The organism is Bradyrhizobium centrosematis, assembly GCF_045571495.1.
Taxonomy (GTDB): domain Bacteria; phylum Pseudomonadota; class Alphaproteobacteria; order Rhizobiales; family Xanthobacteraceae; genus Bradyrhizobium; species Bradyrhizobium centrosematis.
Genome location: NZ_CP120703.1, coordinates 3,663,967 through 3,683,764, shown reverse-complemented (window position 1 = coordinate 3,683,764; position 19,798 = coordinate 3,663,967). Strand labels below are relative to the sequence as shown.

Below are 19,798 nucleotides of genomic sequence, written 5' to 3'. Positions count from 1 at the left end.
AAATCGCCCGGGAGCGGCAATCCGCTCCCGGGCGATACCGAGAAAGTCGGAAAATTTAGTTCGGCACCGCAGCCTTCGGCGCGGGCTTGGCGGCAACCGCATTCGCAGTGACGCCGTGCAGGAAGTCATAGGCCGCATGCAAAGCCTTGTCGTCCTTCTCTTCCGGCGGGACGTAGGATTGCGATCCGGTCTGCTCGGTGCCGTCGGCGGCTTGCAGATGGCCGCGCATCTGGGACTCCGCCATAGTATCCATGCGGCCCTTCAGCTCGGGCGGCACGTCCTGCAGGATCTCGATGTCGGGCGCGATGCCCTGGGCCTGGATCGAGCGGCCCGACGGGGTGTAGTAGCGCGCCGTCGTCAGCGCCAGCGCGCCATTGCCCGCGCCGAGCGGAATGATCGTCTGCACCGATCCCTTGCCGAACGAGCGCGTGCCGATCAGCGTCGCACGCTTGTGGTCATGCAGCGCGCCGGACACGATCTCCGAGGCCGAGGCCGAACCGCCGTTGATCAGGACCACCAGCGGCTTGCCCTTGGTGAGGTCGCCGCCATGCGCGGTGAAGCGCTGGGTCTCTTCCGGATTGCGGCCGCGGGTCGAGACGACCTCGCCGCGCTGCAGGAAGGCGCTCGACACCGATACGGCCTGGTCGAGCAGCCCGCCCGGATTGTTGCGCAGGTCGAGCACGTAGCCGGTGAGCTTCTCCTGCGGGACCTGCTTTGAGATCGCCGCGATCGCCTTCTTCAAGCCGTCGGTGGTCTGCTCGTTGAACGAGGTGACGCGGATATAGCCGATGTCGCCGTTCTCGACGTGGAAGCGTACCGGGCGCACATGGATGATCTCACGCGTGATCGCAACGTCGAGCGGCGCATCCGCGCCCTTGCGCACGATGGTGAGCTTGGTCTTGGTGTCGACCGGGCCCTTCATCTTGTTGACGGCCTGCTCGAGCGTCATGCCCTGCACGGCCTCGCCGTCGATCTTGCTGATGAGGTCGCCGGACATCAGGCCCGCCTTCGAGGCCGGTGTATCGTCGATCGGCGAGACGACCTTGACCAAGCCGTCTTCCATCGTGACCTCGATGCCGAGGCCGCCGAACTCGCCGGAGGTGGTCTCCTGCATCTCGGTCCAGGCCTTGTCGTTCATGTAGCGCGAATGCGGATCGAGCGAGGTCACCATGCCCGTGATCGCGCCTTCGATCATCTTGGCATTGTCGGGCTTCTCGACATAGCTCGCCTTCACCCGCTCGAACACGGTGCCGAACAGGTTGAGCTGGGAATAGGCATCATCTGCGCTCGCTGCCGCCCGCGCCGCCCATACGCCGCCGTGCGGGCTCGCTACCAGAAGGGTCAGACACGCTCCGGTGAGCGTGCCGAGAGGGAACAGCAGGGACTTCCGCATGGATGGGCTGGCCTTTTTGCTTTGGCGGTTCGCTTTGAGCTTGCTCTCAAGACTTGGGAGGCGCCATGCAATTGGCGATCCAGTTCGCTTCTCACAATACCATTCTGGTTTCTTCAAGGCCGGGATGCCACGCCGGCGGGTACTCCGCAGAAATCGCTTCGTTCGAGCCTAAACTTTTGGCAACGTTGCAGGACTGGTCCGCCCGCAAGGGGAATCGGTGGGCCGGTCCACGCCTCGCAGCTATGCGATTTTAGGATAGTTTTGGAGGGCTGGACGGGTTAGGCGATGACATAAGGCTTCAAATTCTCGGGAGGAAAACAATGAACGAAGCACCCCGCATCCGGCCGGAACGGAACGTCGAACTCGGCGCCAGCAACGAGCCGTTCCAGAACCTGCACGAATTCATCCGGAAGGCGCGGGCCAACCTGAACCAGAACGCCTGGGACTACATCGTCGGTGCTGCCGAGACCGAAACCACAATGCGTCGCAACCGCATGGCTCTGGACGAGATCGCCTTTCGGCCGCGCGTGCTGCGCGACGTCCGCAGGGTGGACGGCTCGGTTCAGCAATTCGGCCGCCAGATGCGCCTGCCGGTGGTGCTCGCTCCCGTCGGTGCGCTCGAGATCTTCGATCCCGATGGCGCGGCGAGCGTCGCGCGCGGTGCCGGCGCCTTCGGTGCCGCCCACATGCTGAGCTCGGTATCGGAGCCGGGCCTGGAGAAGACCGCGGAAGCCGCGCCCGATGCGCTCCGGCTCTATCAGCTCTATGTCCGCGGGGACGACGCCTTCGTCGCCGATGTCGTCAGCCGAAGCGAGAAGAACGGCTACGCCGCCTTCTGCCTGACCGTCGACACCGCTCATTACAGCCGTCGCGAACGTGACATCGCCAAGCGCTATGTTCGCGAAAGCCGCCTGCGCGCCACCGGGGGCGATTTCCAGAAGGGACTGGAGTGGCGGACCGTGAAGATGATCAAAGACAAGTTCAAGATCCCGCTGATCCTGAAGGGCATCGCCACTGCCGAGGATGCCCTGATCGCGGTCGATCACGGCGTCGAATGGATCTACGTCTCCAATCATGGCGGCCGCCAGCTCGACCATGGCCGGGGTGCGATGCATGTGCTGCCCGAGATCGTCGAGGCCGTGAAGGGCCGCGCCAAGATCATGGTCGACGGCGGCATCTGTCGCGGCACCGACATCGTCAAGGCGATCGCGGCAGGCGCAGACCTCGTCGGCATCGGCCGGCTGCAATGCTGGGCGCTGGCGGCGGCCGGCGAAGCCGGCGTCACGCGGATGCTGGAGCTGTTGGAGGACGAGGTGCTGCGCTGCCTCGGCCTGCTCGGCGCCACCTCGTTTGCCGAGGTCGACAAATCCTGCCTGCATCCGGCGACCGCCACCAACGCGCCGAGCGTGTTCAGCGCGTTCCCGCTGTTCGACCACGAGCCTTATCGGTACTGATTGGCAGACCCTAGAGTGAAAGGATCCATGTGACATCGCTCTCTCCCGGCAGCGCGGACGCGCTTTTGTTCGATCTCGGGCGCGTGGTGCTCGACATCGACTTCTCCAAGGCGATCGCCTGCTGGGCTGGACATGCCGGGTGCGAGCCCGAGTCGATCGTCGCCCGCTACGTACGCGACGAGGCCTATCGGCTGCACGAGGTCGGCAAGATCAGTGACGAGGATTATTTCGCCTCGCTGCGCGCTTCACTGGGAATAGGCATTTCGGACGCCCAGTTCCTGGAGGGCTGGAACGCGGTCTTCGCCGGCGAGATGCCTGATATCGCCGAGTTGCTGCCGCGCGCGGCGAAGAAGATGCCGCTCTACGCCTTTTCCAACACCAACCGGCCGCATGTCGACTATTTCTCGAAGGAATATGCCGACCTGCTCGGCCATTTCCGCGAGCTGTACCTGTCGTCAAGCATCGGCCTGCGCAAACCGGATGCGGAGGCTTTCGACCATGTCGTGGCCGCGATCGGCGTACCCGCTGAGCGCATCGTGTTCTTCGACGACCTCGCCGAGAACGTCGAGGGGGCACGGGCGCGCGGCCTGACGGCAGTGCATGTGACCTCGCCGCGTGATGTCGGGAACGCATTGAAGGCATTGGGTATCTGACCCAAATCCCTTCGTTCCGCACAGCCCACGGCGGAAGCGCTTCCCGAACTAAATTTGCAGCGAATGTGGAACCTGATCACTTTGTGCATTTTTATACAGAGTTCCGGGAACGGAATACCACCCTCCGGACTCTTGAGTCCGTTGGGACTTCTACACCGGACTGATCGACGTGCTGGGCAAAACCTACCTCACCAAGCAAGCCTCTCTCCTGCTTGAATTCGCAAGAAACACCTCGGATTCGGACCTTTCCGCCAAGCTGATCAGCAAGGCGGCCGACCTGAAATCGCAGGCCGACCCGCTCCCCGACAAGGATCAAGGGCCCAAAGCTCCAGACGTCGCGTTCGGCCTCGGTACGGACGGACCGACTGGGAGCTGACCGATGCTGGCCGTGGCGCTTGTTTTTCTCGTTCTTGCCATGGCTATCCTCATGCCGGTTTGCCTTGCCTTCCGGATCATGCCCCGGCGGATGTGAGCTTCCTTCCTCTGCACGGAGATCACGCAGGATAAATCATTCTGCGTGCTGCTTTGCCTCGCGCCTGCACTCGGCTAGAACTCTCCGCCATTTTATCGATGTGCTCAGCAGGAGTTCAGCCGTGGCCTTGATGCCGGTTTCCGACGCCCTCGCTGCGGTGCTGGCGGCTGCAGAGCCGCTGCCTGAACAGATGGTTTCGCTCGACGAAGCCTACCACCGCGTGCTCGCCCATGACCTCGCGGCGCGGCGCACGCAGCCGCCGCAAGCCATGTCGGCGATGGACGGCTATGCCGTGCGCACGGTCGATGCGGCAACGATCAATTCCAGGCTGACGGTGATCGGCGAGGTCGCCGCGGGACGTCCCTTTGACGGAACGGTCGGGGCCGGCGAAGCCGTGCGGATCTTCACCGGCGGCGTCGTTCCAGACGGCGCGGACGCGGTGGTGATCCAGGAGGACACGGTTGCGGACGGCAACAGCGTCACCATCAAGGAAGCGGCGATCGCCGGACGGCACATTCGCCCGGCCGGCGTCGATTTCCGCGAGGGTGACGTGCTGCTGCGCAAGGGAACCCGGCTGACCGAGCGCGATCTCGCACTGGCCGCCGGCATGAATCACCCGCGCCTGCCCGTCCGCCGCCGTCCGAAGGTTGCGATCCTCGCCACCGGCGATGAGCTGGTGATGCCCGGCACCACGCCCGGCCCCGGCCAGATCGTCTATTCCAACGGTTACGCCCTGCATGCACTCGCCCGCAGCGAGGGCGCGGAGACCATCGACCTCGGTGTCGCCGCCGATACGCTGGAGGCGACCTCCGCCGGAATCCGCCGCGCCCGCGACAGCGGTGCCGACATCCTGATCACCACCGGCGGCGCGTCCGTCGGCGACCACGATCTGGTCCAGCAGGCGCTCAAGGACGAAGGCATCGCGATGGCCTTCTGGAAGATCGCGATGCGGCCGGGCAAGCCGATGATGCACGGGCGGCTCGGCGCCATGCGCGTGATCGGCCTGCCCGGCAATCCGGTGTCGTCCTACGTGTGCGCCTTCCTGTTCATGGTGCCGCTGATTCGTGCCCTCTCGGGCCGACAAGTGATTCATCATCAGCGCGAGCGCGCCGTGCTGGGCCGCGATCTCGCTGCCAACGACCAGCGCGAGGATTACTTGCGCGCGCGCCTGGAGCTGCGCGACGACGGCGCGCAAGTCGCCGTTCCCGTCAGCCATCAGGACTCCTCTCTGCTTGCGAATCTCGCTGCGGCACAGGTACTTCTCGTCCGCGCGCCCTTCGCGCCGAAGGTCGAGGCCGGCAGCCCGTGCGAGGTGCTGCGGCTACCGGTTTGAACCGCGCGGCCACACGCATTCCGCGAGTTTCGCTCCGTTCACCGTAAATTAAGCAGTTGCGGAACACATATCGAACATATAGTGTCCGTTCATGATTTGTTTCGAGCATGTAGCGCCTTGTCGCTGAATTCACCGTCTCGGAATCGAACGACATCAACCGGGGGACTTTGGTCGAGATGTTAACGCGCAAACAATACGAGCTTCTGCGGTTCATCAGCGAACGCTTGAAGGAAAGCGGCGTGCCGCCCTCCTTCGACGAGATGAAGGATGCGCTCGACCTGCGCTCGAAGTCAGGCATCCACCGCCTGATCACCGCGCTCGAGGAGCGCGGCTTCATCCGCCGCCTGCCCAACCGCGCCCGCGCCATCGAAGTGATCAAGCTGCCGGAGCTCCAGGCCGCGGCCGGCAACCGACGCGGCTTCACGCCGAGCGTCATCGAAGGCAATCTCGGCAAGGTCCGCGCGAGCTCCAGCCCGCCCGCGGACGAGGGCGAGCGGCCCGTGGCAGTGCCGGTGATGGGCCGCATCGCGGCCGGTACGCCGATCGAGGCGTTGCAGACCCGCAGCCACACCATCAGCGTGCCGCCTGACATGCTCGGCTCGGGCGAGCATTACGCACTCGAAGTGCGCGGCGATTCCATGGTCGAGGCCGGTATCCTCGATGGTGACATGGCGCTGATCCAACGCAACGAGAGCGCCGACACCGGCGACATCGTAGTGGCGCTGATCGACGACGAAGAGGCCACGCTCAAGCGCTTCCGCCGCCGCGGCGCCTCGATCGCCCTCGAGCCCGCCAATGCCGCCTATGAGGTGCGCATCCTGCCGCCGAACCGCGTCAAGATTCAGGGCAAGCTGATCGGGCTTTACCGGAAGTACTGATTGCGGACGTACTCGGCACGCGAATATCCGGCGCCTCACGCGCCTTCGTTCGGGATGCCGATCAGAGATTGGAGCGGACGGATGTCCGCTCCGGCTGGATAGTCTTTCTGGTTCTGCACAGATTATCCGGCCCCTTCTCCACGGCCAGGTCCTCGGCGTACCGCCAGAGGCAGCATCGCGTCACAGCGTCCCGCGTTCGAGGGGATAGGCAAGCGCGTATCGCTCGAGTGTCGGCGCTGATGGCAGCACTGGGCATCGCACGCGGTTGCCGCGCAATCGCGTCATCATGTCCGCAACGCCTGGCGCAGTGCAATTGCGCCGCATCGCAATCGTGCTGGCGATGCAGGCGTCGCGTTTGCCAGCCGTTGAGACGTGCCGGCCAAATGCACGGCAGCCCGCTTTGTTCCTAGCGAATTCGGGAAAGATAATGTGATCGCGGCGCTGAGGTCCCAGCCGCAGATTCGCCTTCAACCAAGCAGAGTCTTGCGTGCTTACTCTGACAGAGGCCTGTGCCTCCAAGAGAGGTACGGGTCGCTATTCTTCGCATGAGGAGCACCCGATGTGTGACTACAGCCTGCATGCCGTCGCGACGCGCCCCGCGGAAGTCGGCGAGACGATCGTCACGACCACGTTCCGCGGCACGTCGACGCGCGGCTTCGCCTCCGAAGCCGATCTCTCCGTCGCGGTCTGCCTGCTTCCGGGAACGGAGCTCGCCTTCGCCGACAACGTCCGCTACGACAACCGCTGGATCTGGACGCGCACCGTCAATTCCCGCGTCGGAAAATTCGGCAAGATCGATCCGCACATTCCCGACCGCCATCACGACGCGATCGAATTCCCTGACGGCAAATACGTGCTGGTGACGCAGCTCGTCGAAGGCCAGCGCGCGACCGTGCTGCAACTGCCCGTGACCCAACCGGTCGGCGAGCGCGAGCACAAGCCGCAGATCATCGCCGACAGCCGGCCGCCGGTGACGCGCCTGCCGATCGGCTGACGCCGCCCCGGCCGCCAGGTCGAGGCTAAGGAAATGCCATCGCCGGCCGCGGCCGGCGAGATGGTATGGTTTGCGTCTCACGGAATCCCATCGGACCGTCCACTTCCCCTCCATCCTCAATCGTCGGCCTGCAAGTCGGTCTCCGATGGCGTTGCGTCGCGGTTGCGGGGAGCCGCCTTCGGCGCAAGACTGCCGTCGAAATCGCCTTCGCCGGCGCCGGCAGGCAACCACGGGCGGTTGGAGCCTCTCGCCCTCACTGCTTGGACGGAAAATCCGTCACCACGCTGCGTGAGCGCCAGCGCGCCCTGGCGAACCAGCCGCTGCCGATCCACCACCATCGCCGCACAATCGGGCGGCGCGGGCCGTGGCGTCACCACCAATGTGGCACGGCTGCAATCGTCAGCCAACGCGTCGATGCGCAAGGCCAGCGCGACCAGCCGTCCGTCGGCGAGCGGCGTGACGCAGCCGGCCTCGTCGCACGATATGCCGTCGGCCAGCGCGCTACTGCCGGCATCGCGCGGATCGGCGTCGGCCGCCAACCACTCCCTCAGCATGAAATTGTCCTTCCCCGCCCTGATCAGGTGCAAACGCCCGTCCCTGCCCCGCACCGCGACACTCGCGCCGTCCCCGGCAATCAGGATATCGGGCTGCTGCACCGACAGACCCCAGGCGATCGAAGCCAGCAGCACCACTGCACCGGCCCAGCGCAAGGGGGTACGCAACAAGCCCATCACGATGATGCCGAGGCTCGCTCCGACCAGCGGCGCCATACCGAACGCCGGGATGCGGCCGACCGCGCCCGGCAAGGCGGCCACCCAGCGGGAGACCGCAACCATCCAGTCGATGCCCAGTCCCATCAGCCACCAGAACACGCCGTCGAGCCCGAACGGAGCAGCCAGCAATCCCAACAACCCGGCCGGCATCACCAGTGCTGAGACCACCGGCATCGCCCCCAGATTGGCGAGCACGCCGTAGGGCGTGACGCGATGGAAGTGAAAGGCGGCATAGGGCGTGGTCGCAAGCCCCGCGATCAGCGAGGCCAGAAACAACATCGCGATCTCGCGGCCGCCCCACAGCGCGACACGCGCAGTCGCCGAATGGTCAGGCGAGGCAAGCAGGTTCGGCATGCCGATCTGCACCAGCGCCACCAGCCCGAGCGTTGCCGCAAACGACATCTGGAAGCTCGGATGCACCAGCGCCTCCGGCGCGACCGCGAGCACGATCAGCGCTGCCACGGCCAGTGTGCGGAAGGTGATGGCGCGGCGATCGACCATGACCGCGATCAGCACCACCGCCGTCATGAAGAACGATCGTTGCGTTGCGACCTCCGCGCCCGAGAGCAGAAGATAGAACGCCGCCGCAACCAGCGCCGCGGCCGCCGACCATTTCTTGATGGGAAAGCCGACGGCGAGACCCGGGATCAATGCCAGCAGCGCGCGCACCGCGAAGAACACGACGCCCGCGACCACCGCCATGTGATAGCCGGAGATCGAAAGCACGTGGCCGAGCCCCGAGACGAACATCGCGTCGTTGACAGGCGTGGAAATCGCATCGCGTCGTCCGGTGAGCAGCGCTGTCGCGATCGCGCGGTTATCGCCCTCGAGCGTGGCGCGGATGCGGGCATCGATCGCATCGCGCAGGCCCTGCATGAAGGCGGCATAGCGCAGCCGCAGGCCGCCGGCATCCGGCGGCACCGCAGCTGTGATCGCGCCCATCACGAATCCGGAGGCGCCGATGCCCTGAAAGTACAGATCGCGTGAAAAGTCGTAGCTGCCGGGGCGGACTGGCGAGAGCGGCGGCATCAGCCGCGCCTTGAGCTGCACGAAGCTGCCGACCTCCGGCGCGGTGCCCTTGCGCACGGACAGGCGGACGCGATCGAGCTTGACGTCGCTGCGCTGCGCCTCCATGGCGGTGACGCGCAGCACGAAGCGATCGGTGCGCTCGCGGATGTCGCGCGTCTCGACGAAGCCGGACAGCGACACCGAATAGAGCGGCTTGGCCAGCACGGTGTGTGCGATGCGCGCGGTCTTCCAGGTCGCCACGGCAAAGCCCGCCGCGACCGCCGCGATCATGATCGCCGGCGCAAACAGCCGGCTCCGCCGCAACAGGATCGCGCCGAGCAGGAGCGCGGCCGCCGTCGTCGCGACAACCCACAGCACCGGCTCATGATCGGCGGCAAAATAGAGCGCGATGCCGCCGCCGAAGGCGACCGGCACCCACGGCAACAGCCGCCCGGGGCCGGCCTCGGCGCGGACCCATTGGCGCAGCGTCTCGACGATCGCCGGCCAGATGCCGAAGCCCGCCGGCGCAAGGCCGCCGGTTGGCACAGCGCGGCCGGCCGGCCACGTCCCGGCAACTCCCTGGGAGCGTAGTGGCCGGCCCGGCTGCCTCATTCCTCTGCACCTTACGCGACGTGATCAACGCCGAGGCTACCGGAACGTGCAGGCGGACGAATAGCGGCACAAATCAGGAACGAAGAGGGAGCGCCCTACTTTTCCTCTTCCATCGTCACGGCAACATCCGCCTTGGCGGACAGCCGCACCTTGTTGCCTTCGACATCGGCAACCAGGCCCTTGTCGATGAAATGATGGTGACCCTTGTGGCTGCCCTCGCCGCTGTCCTTCTTGGTCAGCTTGATGCGATTGCCCTCGACCCGATCGACGGTGCCGACATGGACGCCGTCGGCGCCGATGACTTCCATATGCTCTGCGATGTTCTGCATGGTGGGCTCCTTGTTGGACCCACCCCAACGCGCAGGAACGAGGTTCGTTCTCGCACACGGCAATGACGATGCCGTGTGCTGCCTAGAGCGCGATGAGATTTAGATGAATCGTCATCGCGCTTTGGGTTGTTGTTTGCGCATGATCTTTCCGGAGAACCGCTTCGCACGTTTCCGGATCATGCTTTAGATTTAGATGAGCGGCGCTTGCGAGGAGGCATGATGATTGACGATCTTCCAGTCGCCGTCCTCGCGGATGATGACCCAGCTCATCTTGACGATGAGATCGTCCCGCTCGCCGGCGAGGTCGAACGAGATGGTCGCGGCCATGTTGATGAGATCAGGGCCGACCTGCACTGCGTTCACGTCGGAGAACACGGCACTCGGCCTGCGCCAGCGCGGCAGGCCGTTGAAATAGTCGGCGACGCCGCCCCTGCCCCGATAGAGCTTTGGGTTCGAGCCGAAGAAGAACGCGGTCCTGGAGTACAGCGATGACAGTGCCGCTGCGTCGAGTGTTGCGAAGCCGGCGCACCATTTCGCGATGATGGCGGAAACGATGGCGTCGGCTTCGTTGCTCATTGTCGCCTGTCAGCCCTTTGCGACTTCCTTCGCGAAGGTGTCGCGAAGACCAATGGTGCGCGAGAACACCGGCTTGCCGGGCGTCGAATCCTTGTCGCGCACGAAATAGCCCTGGCGCTCGAACTGCATCGGCTCGGTGGAATTGCTCTCCGCAACCGAGGCCTCGACCCGCGCATCGGCGAGGATCTCCAGCGAGTTCGGATTGAGATCGGCCGCGAAGTTTTGAGCGTCCGGGCTTGGATTGGCGAACAGCTGGTTGTAGATGCGGATCTCCGCCGGCTTCGACGTCGCCGCCGGCAGCCAGTGCATGGTCGCCTTCACCTTGCGGCCGTCGGGCGCATTGCCGCCCTTGGTCGCGGGGTCGTAGGTGCAGCGCAGCTCCACCACCTCGCCCTTGTCGTTCTTGATCACGCCCGTGCACTTGACGAAATAGGCGTAGCGCAGCCGCACCTCGTTGCCCGGCGACAGGCGGAAGAACTTCTTGGGCGGGTTCTCCATGAAGTCGTCCTGCTCGATATAGAGCTCGCGGCCGAACGTGATCTTTCGCGTGCCCGCCGAGGGATCGTCGGGGTGGTTGATCGCCTCGAGCTCCTCGGTCTGCCCTTCCGGATAGTTCTCGATCACGACCTTGAGCGGCTTCAAGACCGCCATGCGTCGCTGCGCGGTGCGGTTCAGCTCCTCGCGGATGCAGAATTCGAGCATGCCGACATCGACCACGCTGTTGGCTTTCGCAACGCCGATGCGCTTGACGAATTCGCGAAGAGCCGCCGGCGGCACACCGCGGCGACGCATGCCCGCCATGGTCGGCATCCGCGGATCGTCCCAGCCGGCGACGTGGCCGTCGCGGACGAGCTGGGTCAGCACGCGCTTGGACAGCAGCGTGTAAGTCAAATTGAGCCGCGCGAACTCGTACTGGTGCGGCTGTGACGGCACCGGCAGCTTCTCGATGAACCAGTCATAGAGCGGCCGATGGTCCTCGAACTCCAGCGTGCAGATCGAGTGCGTGATGCCCTCGATCGCATCCGACTGGCCGTGCGCGTAATCGTAACTCGGATAAATGTGCCACTTGGTCCCCGTGCGCGGATGGTGCGCGTGCAGGATGCGGTACAGCACGGGATCGCGCAGGTTGATGTTGCCGGCGGCCATGTCGATCTTGGCCCGCAGCACGCGTGCGCCGTTGGGGAATTCGCCCGCCTTCATGCGGCGGAACAGGTCGAGGTTCTCCTCCACGCTGCGGTCGCGGAACGGCGAGTTCTTGCCCGGCTCCGTCAGCGTGCCGCGCGAGGCGCGGATCTCCTCCTGGGTTTGGTCGTCGACATAGGCGAGCCCGTCGCGGATCAGCTGCTCCGCCCATTCGTACAGGCGATCGAAATAGTCGGAGGCAAAGAACAGGTTCTTGCCCCAATCGAAGCCGAGCCATCGCACGTCGGCCTGGATGGAATCGATATATTCCTGCTCTTCCTTGACCGGATTGGTGTCGTCGAAGCGCAAATGGCAGCGGCCCGGAAACTCCTGGGCGATGCCGAAGTTGAGTGCGATCGACTTGGCGTGGCCGATATGCAGGTAGCCGTTCGGCTCCGGCGGGAACCGGGTCACGATCTCCCTGTACTTGCCCTGATCGAGGTCGGCCTGGATGATGTCACGAATGAAATCGCGCCCAACCTCAGCTGCCACCGGTTCTGTCATTACGAAAATCCTGTCGGGAAATCAGCGGTCCTTCTGCCAAATTCGGGAGGCTGAGCCAAGAGCTTAAGCAACAGCTCAAGCAAGGCCCGGCAGGGCCGCCGTCGGGCTTTAGTTATGTCCCGTTCCTGCTATACACCACCGCCTCCAACGCATAGGCCCTGCCAAGAATGACCGATTCCGTCGTCACCCGCTTCGCCCCCTCGCCGACCGGCTTCCTCCATATCGGCGGCGCCCGCACGGCGCTGTTCAACTGGCTCTATGCGAAGAAGCACGGCGGCAAGATGCTGCTGCGGATCGAGGACACCGACCGGGAGCGCTCCACGGAGGCCGCGATCGGCGCCATCCTCGACGGGCTGAAATGGCTCGAGCTCGGCTGGGACGGCGAGGTCATCTACCAGTTCGCCCGCGCCGCGCGCCACCGCGAGGTCGCCGAGCAGTTGCTCGCCGACGGCAAGGCCTATCGCTGCTACGCCACCGCCGAGGAGCTCGCCGCCATGCGCGAGAAGGCGCGCGCAGAGGGGCGCACCCGCCTCTATGACGGCATGTGGCGCGATCGTGATCCTGCGACCGCCCCAAGCGACGTCAAGCCGACCATCCGCCTGCGCGCGCCGCAGACTGGCGAGACCGTGATCGAGGATCAGGTTCAGGGCCGCGTGGTCTGGCAGAACGAGAACCTCGACGACCTCGTGCTGCTGCGGGGCGACGGCAACCCGACCTACATGCTCGCCGTGGTGGTCGACGACCACGACATGGGCGTCACCCATGTGATCCGCGGCGACGACCACCTGATCAACGCCGCTCGCCAGAAGCAGATCTACGACGCGATGGGCTGGACCCTGCCGAGCATGTCCCACATTCCCCTGATCCACGGCCCGGACGGCTCGAAGCTCTCGAAGCGCCACGGCGCCCTCGGCGTCGATGCCTACCGTGCCATGGGATACCTCCCCGCGGCGCTGCGCAACTACCTCGTCCGGCTCGGCTGGAGCCATGGCGACCAGGAGATCTTCTCGACCGAGGAGATGATCGCAGCCTTCGACCTCGCCAGCGTCGGCCGCGCCGCCGCCCGCTTCGATTTCGCCAAGCTGGAAAACCTCAACGGCCACTACATCCGACAGGCCGACAATCAATCACTCGTGAAGATGTTCGAGGACGTCTTGGATCACGTCGTGCCCAGCCGCGACGAGATTAAGGCGAAATTAAACGACACCACGCGCGCCCAGCTCCTCAAGGCCATGCCGGCCCTGAAAGAGCGCGCCAAGACGCTGATCGAACTGATCGACGGCGCCTATTTCATCTTCGCCGACCGGCCGCTGCAGCTCGATCCCAAGGCGCAGGCGCTGTTGACGGCAGAGAACCGCAAGCTGATCGGCCAGCTTCATTCCGCGCTGGAGAAAGTCGAGACATGGAGCGGCGCCGCCACCGAAGCCGCATTGCGCAGTTTTGCCGAGGAAAATAGTCTCAAGCTCGGCGCGGTCGCCCAGCCCCTGCGGGCGGCGCTGACCGGACGGACGACGTCGCCTGGTATATTTGAGGTTTTGGACGTTCTTGGACGCCAGGAGAGCCTCGGCCGGCTTAAGGACCAATCTACGACGTAAGTCGACCATGCGCGCGGCGATCTTGCAGCGCACATAGCAATAATATACCCATCTCCCCCGTACCTTCTGGAACATCCGGTCTGCCCCCATTATCCGCCTCGGGGGCTCCGGCTCCGGCCCGTTTCACCATACATCGGGGACCTCTGATGGACGCAAAACCAAGCCCAAAGACCGCTACGCTGACGGTCGGAAACAAGAACTACGATCTCCCGATCCACAGCGGCAGCGTCGGGCCTGATGTCATCGATATCGGCAAGCTCTACGGCCAGTCCGGGCTGTTCACCTACGATCCCGGCTTCACCTCCACCGCGAGCTGCCAGTCCAAGATCACCTATATCGACGGCGACGCGGGCGTGCTGGAATACCGCGGCTATCCGATCGAGCAGCTCGCCGAGCACGGCGACTTCCTCGAGACCTGCTACCTCCTGCTTTACGGGAACCTGCCGACCGCCGCGCAGAAGAAGGATTTCGACGACCGCGTGACCCATCACACGATGGTGCACGAGCAGATGGCCCGCTTCTTCCAGGGCTTCCGCCGCGACGCCCATCCGATGGCGATCATGGTCGCAGCCGTCGGCGCGCTCGCCGCGTTCTATCACGACAGCACCGACATCAACGATCCGAAGCAGCGCATGATCGCATCCATGCGCATGATCGCGAAGATCCCGACGCTCGCGGCGATGGCCTACAAGTACACGGTCGGCCAGCCCTTCATCTATCCGAAGAACGCGCTGTCGTTCTCCGAGAACTTCCTCAACATGTGCTTCGCCGTCCCGTGCGAGGACTACAAGATCAACCCGGTGCTGGCTGACGCGCTGGACAAGATCTTCATCCTGCACGCCGATCACGAGCAGAACGCCTCGACCTCGACGGTGCGCATCGCCGGCTCGTCCGGTGCCAACCCGTTCGCCTGCATCGCTGCCGGCATCGCCTGCCTCTGGGGCCCGGCGCATGGCGGCGCCAACGAAGCTGCGCTCGCGATGCTGGCCGAGATCGGCACCGTGGACAAGATTCCCGAATTCATCGCCAAGGTGAAGGACAAGAACTCCGAAGTCCGCCTGATGGGCTTTGGTCACCGCGTCTACAAGAACTACGATCCGCGCGCCAAGATCATGCAGAAGATGTGTCACGCCGTGCTCAAGGAGACCGGCCATGGCGACGATCCGATGCTGAAGGTGGCGATGGAGCTGGAGAAGATCGCGCTCAGCGACCAGTACTTCATCGACCGCAAGCTCTACCCGAACGTCGACTTCTATTCGGGCATCACGCTGAAGGCGATGGGCTTCCCGGTCTCGATGTTTACCGTGCTGTTCGCGGTCGCACGCACCGTCGGCTGGATCAGCCAGTGGAGCGAGATGATCGAGGACCCGCAGCAGAAGATCGGCCGTCCGCGCCAGCTCTACACCGGCGTCACCCGCCGCGATTACGTCCCGATGAAAGATCGCAAGTAAGACGTCAGCCGATACGGCTCTTGAAACGGCGCCATCGCAAGACGGCGCCGTTTTCGTTTGTGCCGTTCCTGTGGATAGGGCGAAGCGCAGCGTCCCTGCCCCCTCTCCGCGACGGGTGCGAAGTCATGGACGCGCTGCGCCTCCACCGATCCCTGCAAGACCCAACCGGAACCCCTCCCGATCTTGCTGCCGCGCACAACAACAAGTCCATGCCCTACGCCGACAGCCGCTTGACAGTCGAACGGCTTCACGCGCAAATTCTTACACTAAGTAAGAATGACGACAGGGATGGAAATGCCGGAGCAGCCGAGAAGTCGGCGGCAGACGCGCGCTGCCATTTTGACTCATCTGCTTCAGTCGGGCGGCTCGTTCCGTCCGCCTCTGGCCAAGGCCGTGCGCCTGTCCGAAGCGAGCCTGTCGCGCATCCTGCTCGACCTGAAGGCCGAAGGCCTGATCGAGGAAGTGCGACGCCCTGCCCCTTACGTCGGCGGCCCGACCGGCCTCGTGTCGCTCGATGGCTCGGTCGCGCTCGCAGCCTTCGAACTGACCGCTCAGCGGCTCAGCGTCGGCGTCGGCGGCTTGTCGGGCGAGCTGCACTACACCGAGCGCGTGCCGCTGCCGAAGACGCCAACCGTCGAGACTGTCGGCCGGGCGTTTCGCGAAGCGATGACGTTGTTGCGAAACTGGACCCGCCGCCGCCGTATCACCCTCTCCCAGATCGGCGTCTCCATTCCCGGCCTCGGCCGTCTCACCATGTCGGCCAATCCGATCATCCCCTGCGACGTCGCGCGCATCAGCGCCATGTTCGGCGAGATGTTCGCCGACGTGCCGCTCGAATTCACCAATTCGGTCGTCGCGCATGCCACCTTTCACCGCTGCCGCACCGAAAACTATCCGTTCGAGGACACGCATCTGTTCGTACTCGTCAGCCACGGTGTCGCAGGCGCCTGGATGGATGATCCGGCGGAGGCTGACGCCCTGCAACCGATCGAGCTCGGCCACATGGTGTTCGGCCCCGACGGACCGCGCTGCCGCTGCGGACATCACGGCTGCGTCGAGGCCTACGCATCGATTCCGGCGCTGGCCGAGCTTCTCGGCGTTTCCGAAACCGAGCTGCTCCAGCTCGGCAACGAATGGGTGAACACGGTCCCGATCTCATCGCGCGTGCGGCAGGAGTTGCGCCGGCGGCTGTTCCGGCTCGGGCTCGCCATCGGCAACACGCTGAACGTGAAGCCGTGCGGCGGCGTCGCAATCAGCGGCTGGCCGTCGCTTCTGGCTGCCGACGATCGCAAGGCGGTGGTCGATGGGATCGATGCCTGTCTCCTGGGTGGACGCGAATTGGCACAGGTCTCCCTCGCCTTCGTGCCGCCGTCGACCGGCAACGATCCGCAGGCTGCGCTCACCTTCGCCGCCTTCTGTCTCGCCAGCCGTGGCGGCATGCCCGCGGCATCGACGGAGGCGGCCTGACATGCGCTGAGCCTGTACGGCCCACAAGCGCCGAGATTTCACACCGGGAGGAACTGCCATGCCGATCACCACAACAAGGCGTCGTCTGCTCGCTGGATCCGTTGCCGCCCTCGCGATGCCGGCATTTGCCCGCGCGCAAGGCGCAGTCAAGCCGCGCTTGACTGCGATCTCGCAATGGTCCGCAGGCAGTGACGGGGCGGCAATCACGGCGCTCGGCAAGAAATTCGAGGAGAAAGGCGGGGTTTGGCAGCACTCTCCCGTTCCCGGCTTCACCACCGAGATGATGAACAAGTTGCGGGCGCAGATCATGGCCGGTGATCCGCCAGCCTGTTCACAGCTCAAAGGGCCCGAGATTGCTGCCTGGTCCAAGATTGCCCCCACCGTCAATCTCGACGCCCTGGTCGCCGCCGCCGGCTACGAAAAGGTCGTCGCTCCGGACCTTGCGAAACTGCACAAGCCCGAGGGCAAATGGATTGCCCTGCCGCTGCAGATCTACAGCACCAACATGCTGTTCCTGTCGAAGCGCGCGATGGACAAGGCCAAGGCCGACAAGGTCCCCGTCACCTGGGCCGACTTCAACGACCTCGCCGAGAAGATGAAAGCGGGCGGCGTCGCCTATCCCGTCGCCAACGGCGGCACCCGCCCGGACGACGGGCAGAAATTCGAGGCCGCTCTCGCCGGCATCAGTCCCCTCGCCTATCGCGCGGCCATCATGAATCTCGAGAAGAAGGCTCTGGAAGGTCCCGAAATCAAGGCTGCATTCGCGCAGGTGCGCAAGATCGCCGATTGGATGGACCCCAATGTCGGCGCCCAGCACTTCTCCACCAACCTGAAGCGCTTCGTCGACGGCGACATGGGCATGATGATCATGGGCGGATGGGCGCAAGGCGTGTTGCGCAACGCCGGCTTCAAGTTCGAGGACTTCATGATCGCCCCAGGTCCGAGCGACAATGGCAAGCCGGTCTTCCTGCTGAACGCCGATGCCTTCATTTTCTGGCAGCGCAAGGAGCCCGACCTGCAGGCCGGCCAGACGCTGATGGCTCAGCTCGTCATGGATCCGGCGATCCAGACGATGTACTCGCAGATCACGGGGTCGATCCCCGTGCGCACCGATGTCGACCTGTCCGGTGAAGGCTGGTCGGAAGGGCAACGTCGAACCGCTGCGGCTCTCAAGGACGCCATTGCCAGCAATCAGGCGGTCCTGAGCCTTGCGCACAACATGGCGCAGGAAAACGGCATGACCGCCGCGATGATCGACGTGATCACTGAGTACGTGAAGAACAAGACGATCAAGCCGGAGCAGGCAGCCACCCGCCTCGCCGAGGCCGTCGAGGGCGCGCGTTGACTAAGGCGGTCGCAGCGAGACCGGACGGTCCGGCGGTTCCTGACGTGATCCGCCGGCTGCCCGAATATCTGATGATCTGGGTGCCGCTGCTGCTGTCCGCCGCGCACCTCGTGTCGTTCTCGGCGTGGACGATCTGGATCTCGTTCACGCCCTCAACGCTGGTCCCCGTTACCGGCTGGGTGGGGTTGCGCAACTACACGGCGGTCGCTGCATCGCGAAACTGGCAGATCGCGTTCGACAATCTGCTGCTGTTCGGCTGCGCCTTCGTGCTGCTGAGCCTGGCGACCGGCCTCGTCCTTGCGATCCTGCTCGATCAGCGCCTTCGCGGCGAAAACCTGCTGCGATCCATCTTCCTCTACCCCCTTGCGGTATCGTTCGTGGTCACCGGCACGGTCTGGAGCTGGCTGCTCAATCCTGGCCTTGGAATCCAGAAGCTGGTGCACGATCTCGGTTGGACCTCCTTCAAGTTCGACTGGCTGATCGACCGGGACATGGCGATCTGGACCATCGTCATCGCTGCGATCTGGCAATCTTCGGGCTTTGCCATGGCGCTGTTCCTTGCCGGCCTCCGCTCCGTCGATTCCGACATCATCAAGGCTGCGCAGATCGACGGCGCGGGCCCGATCCGCATGTATCGGCGCATCATTCTGCCGACGCTTTGGCCGATCACCATCACCGTCGTCGTCGTTCAGTTGCAATTCGCGATTTCGGCTTTCGACCTCGTGCGCGCGCTCACCAATGGCGGGCCGGGAATAGCGACCCAACTGCCGGCGCTCGTCGTCTACGACCTGATGTTCCAGCGCAGCCTGCTCGGCCGCGGGGCCGCGGCGGCCGTCCTCATGCTGCTCATTCTGCTCGTGGTGCTGCTGCCGTATGCGGCGTGGCGCTATGTCCGGGGACGGCGGGCCGCCCATGCTTGAGCGCAGCTTCGTCCCAAGCCGCATTCTGGTCTATGTCGTCGTTCTGCTGATCGCCGCAGCATGGCTCGCGCCGCTCGCCGTCGTCGTCCTGAACTCGCTCCGGACCAACGAGGAGATCGCGCAGGGCTCGATGATCGGCTGGCCGCAGCACCTGGCCTGGAGCAATTACGCCGCAGCCTGGAGCGGCTTCTGCGTCGCCGAGACCTGTTCCGGGATTCGGCCCTACATGCTGAACTCCGCACTGGTCACGATCCCCGCGACGATCTTCTCGACCCTGCTCGGTGCGATCGCCGGATACGCCGTGTCGCTCTGGCGCTTTCGCGGCGACACCTGGATCTATGGAATCGTGACCCTTGGCCTCTTCCTGCCTCAGCAGATGCGTTTGCTGCCCTGGACTATCGTGCTGCGGGACATCGGCCTCATCAACACGCTGGCGGGCCTCGTGCTGATCCACACGATCCAGGGGCTCTCCTTCACCACGCTGTTCTGCCGAAACTACTATGTCGCCATTCCCCATGAATTGATCAGGGCCGCGCGCATCGACGGCGCGGGATTCTTTCGCATCTTCTGGCGCATCATCCTCCCGCTCTCGCCTCCCATCCTGATCGTCACCGTGATCTGGCAATTCACGCATATCTGGAACGAATTCCTCTATGGCGTGACGTTCACGAGCGGCCAGCAGCAACCCGTCACGGCCGCTCTCATCGCGCTGTCGGCTGCGGTCGCAGACATTCCGCAGCACGGCGTGCAGAGCGCCGCGGTGATCATCGCCGCGCTGCCCACTTTGTTGATCTACGTCTTCGGTGGCCGGTACTTCGTGCGAGGCCTCACCGCCGGAGCCGTGAAATGATGAGGCCGT

At 64.6% G+C, this 19,798-nt stretch carries 17 protein-coding genes; 12 read left to right on the top strand and 5 right to left on the bottom strand.

The features are described 5' to 3' along the window. Positions 1–55 precede the first annotated feature (55 nt). Complete coding sequence (locus P6U31_RS17775) at positions 56–1,393, bottom strand: S41 family peptidase (protein WP_407189645.1); 1,338 nt, start codon at positions 1,391–1,393, stop codon at positions 56–58. 320 nt (positions 1,394–1,713) lie between these two features. Here P6U31_RS17775 and P6U31_RS17770 point away from each other — a divergent pair, with 320 nt between their 5' ends. The 6 genes from P6U31_RS17770 (at position 1,714) to P6U31_RS17745 (ending at position 7,177) form a co-directional block, all read left to right on the top strand. After that, positions 1,714–2,847 (top strand): alpha-hydroxy acid oxidase, encoded by a 1,134-nt coding sequence (locus P6U31_RS17770; protein WP_407189644.1) that lies wholly within the window; start codon positions 1,714–1,716, stop codon positions 2,845–2,847. 23 nt (positions 2,848–2,870) lie between these two features. Further along, the gene (locus P6U31_RS17765; protein WP_407189872.1) at positions 2,871–3,500 is read left to right on the top strand and encodes an HAD family hydrolase; all 630 of its coding nucleotides are present in this window, start codon (positions 2,871–2,873) and stop codon (positions 3,498–3,500) included. 169 nt (positions 3,501–3,669) lie between these two features. After that, positions 3,670–3,876 (top strand): hypothetical protein, encoded by a 207-nt coding sequence (locus P6U31_RS17760; protein WP_407189642.1) that lies wholly within the window; start codon positions 3,670–3,672, stop codon positions 3,874–3,876. A gap of 217 nt (positions 3,877–4,093) precedes the next feature. Then, on the top strand, positions 4,094–5,305 hold the full coding sequence (gene glp / locus P6U31_RS17755; RefSeq protein WP_407189641.1) for a gephyrin-like molybdotransferase Glp: 1,212 nt from the start codon (positions 4,094–4,096) through the stop codon (positions 5,303–5,305). Between the two features lie 176 nt (positions 5,306–5,481). After that, positions 5,482–6,183, top strand: coding sequence for a transcriptional repressor LexA (lexA, locus tag P6U31_RS17750; protein WP_091886069.1), 702 nt, complete (start codon positions 5,482–5,484; stop codon positions 6,181–6,183). A gap of 559 nt (positions 6,184–6,742) precedes the next feature. After that, positions 6,743–7,177, top strand: coding sequence for a hypothetical protein (locus P6U31_RS17745; protein WP_407189640.1), 435 nt, complete (start codon positions 6,743–6,745; stop codon positions 7,175–7,177). A gap of 116 nt (positions 7,178–7,293) precedes the next feature. Here P6U31_RS17745 and P6U31_RS17740 read toward each other — a convergent pair whose 3' ends face one another. The 4 genes from P6U31_RS17740 to P6U31_RS17725 all read right to left on the bottom strand — a co-directional run bounded on the left by P6U31_RS17740 (position 7,294) and on the right by P6U31_RS17725 (position 12,161). After that, a complete protein-coding gene (locus P6U31_RS17740) occupies positions 7,294–9,570 on the bottom strand; it encodes a ComEC/Rec2 family competence protein (RefSeq protein WP_407189639.1) in 2,277 nt (758 codons plus the stop codon). A 95-nt stretch (positions 9,571–9,665) separates the two neighbouring features. Next, entirely contained in the window at positions 9,666–9,899 is a 234-nt protein-coding gene (locus P6U31_RS17735; RefSeq protein WP_128925944.1) for a DUF2171 domain-containing protein, read from the bottom strand. A gap of 189 nt (positions 9,900–10,088) precedes the next feature. Then, positions 10,089–10,475, bottom strand: a complete 387-nt coding sequence (locus P6U31_RS17730; protein WP_407189638.1) for a nuclear transport factor 2 family protein — start codon at positions 10,473–10,475, stop codon at positions 10,089–10,091. A gap of 9 nt (positions 10,476–10,484) precedes the next feature. Next, positions 10,485–12,161: a glutamine--tRNA ligase/YqeY domain fusion protein gene (locus P6U31_RS17725; RefSeq protein ID WP_407189637.1), complete on the bottom strand. Its 1,677-nt coding sequence runs from the start codon at positions 12,159–12,161 to the stop codon at positions 10,485–10,487. Between the two features lie 167 nt (positions 12,162–12,328). On the opposite strand from P6U31_RS17725, the gene gltX reads away from it, so the two are divergent. The 6 genes from gltX (at position 12,329) to P6U31_RS17695 (ending at position 19,789) form a co-directional block, all read left to right on the top strand. After that, positions 12,329–13,756, top strand: coding sequence for a glutamate--tRNA ligase (gltX, locus tag P6U31_RS17720; RefSeq protein WP_407189636.1), 1,428 nt, complete (start codon positions 12,329–12,331; stop codon positions 13,754–13,756). 146 nt (positions 13,757–13,902) lie between these two features. Beyond that, entirely contained in the window at positions 13,903–15,207 is a 1,305-nt protein-coding gene (gltA, locus tag P6U31_RS17715; protein ID WP_407189635.1) for a citrate synthase, read from the top strand. 288 nt (positions 15,208–15,495) lie between these two features. Then, positions 15,496–16,674, top strand: a complete 1,179-nt coding sequence (locus tag P6U31_RS17710) for an ROK family transcriptional regulator (RefSeq protein WP_407189871.1) — start codon at positions 15,496–15,498, stop codon at positions 16,672–16,674. A 58-nt stretch (positions 16,675–16,732) separates the two neighbouring features. Then, the gene (locus P6U31_RS17705) at positions 16,733–18,019 is read left to right on the top strand and encodes an ABC transporter substrate-binding protein (RefSeq protein WP_407189634.1); all 1,287 of its coding nucleotides are present in this window, start codon (positions 16,733–16,735) and stop codon (positions 18,017–18,019) included. Further along, positions 18,016–18,939 carry a carbohydrate ABC transporter permease gene (locus P6U31_RS17700; RefSeq protein WP_407189633.1) on the top strand — a complete coding sequence of 308 codons (924 nt, stop codon included), beginning with the start codon at positions 18,016–18,018 and terminating at the stop codon, positions 18,937–18,939. The genes P6U31_RS17705 and P6U31_RS17700 overlap by 4 nt, the downstream gene beginning before the upstream one ends. After that, on the top strand, positions 18,932–19,789 hold the full coding sequence (locus P6U31_RS17695) for a carbohydrate ABC transporter permease (protein ID WP_407189632.1): 858 nt from the start codon (positions 18,932–18,934) through the stop codon (positions 19,787–19,789). Before P6U31_RS17700 ends, P6U31_RS17695 begins: the two co-directional genes overlap by 8 nt. Positions 19,790–19,798: the final 9 nt, after the last annotated feature.

Excerpts from the sequence above, each read along its gene's own strand:
- gltX (WP_407189636.1), top strand. The coding sequence starts at position 12,329 with ATGACCGATTCCGTCGTCACCCGCTTCGCCCCCTCGCCGACCGGCTTC.
- P6U31_RS17725 (WP_407189637.1), bottom strand. The coding sequence starts at position 12,161 with ATGACAGAACCGGTGGCAGCTGAGGTTGGGCGCGATTTCATTCGTGAC.
- P6U31_RS17740 (WP_407189639.1), bottom strand. The coding sequence starts at position 9,570 with ATGAGGCAGCCGGGCCGGCCACTACGCTCCCAGGGAGTTGCCGGGACG.
- P6U31_RS17705 (WP_407189634.1), top strand. The coding sequence starts at position 16,733 with ATGCCGATCACCACAACAAGGCGTCGTCTGCTCGCTGGATCCGTTGCC.
- gltA (WP_407189635.1), top strand. The coding sequence starts at position 13,903 with ATGGACGCAAAACCAAGCCCAAAGACCGCTACGCTGACGGTCGGAAAC.
- P6U31_RS17735 (WP_128925944.1), bottom strand. The coding sequence starts at position 9,899 with ATGCAGAACATCGCAGAGCATATGGAAGTCATCGGCGCCGACGGCGTC.
- P6U31_RS17770 (WP_407189644.1), top strand. The coding sequence starts at position 1,714 with ATGAACGAAGCACCCCGCATCCGGCCGGAACGGAACGTCGAACTCGGC.
- P6U31_RS17710 (WP_407189871.1), top strand. The coding sequence starts at position 15,496 with ATGGAAATGCCGGAGCAGCCGAGAAGTCGGCGGCAGACGCGCGCTGCC.
- lexA (WP_091886069.1), top strand. The coding sequence starts at position 5,482 with ATGTTAACGCGCAAACAATACGAGCTTCTGCGGTTCATCAGCGAACGC.
- P6U31_RS17775 (WP_407189645.1), bottom strand. The coding sequence starts at position 1,393 with ATGCGGAAGTCCCTGCTGTTCCCTCTCGGCACGCTCACCGGAGCGTGT.
- P6U31_RS17730 (WP_407189638.1), bottom strand. The coding sequence starts at position 10,475 with ATGAGCAACGAAGCCGACGCCATCGTTTCCGCCATCATCGCGAAATGG.
- P6U31_RS17695 (WP_407189632.1), top strand. The coding sequence starts at position 18,932 with ATGCTTGAGCGCAGCTTCGTCCCAAGCCGCATTCTGGTCTATGTCGTC.
- P6U31_RS17745 (WP_407189640.1), top strand. The coding sequence starts at position 6,743 with ATGTGTGACTACAGCCTGCATGCCGTCGCGACGCGCCCCGCGGAAGTC.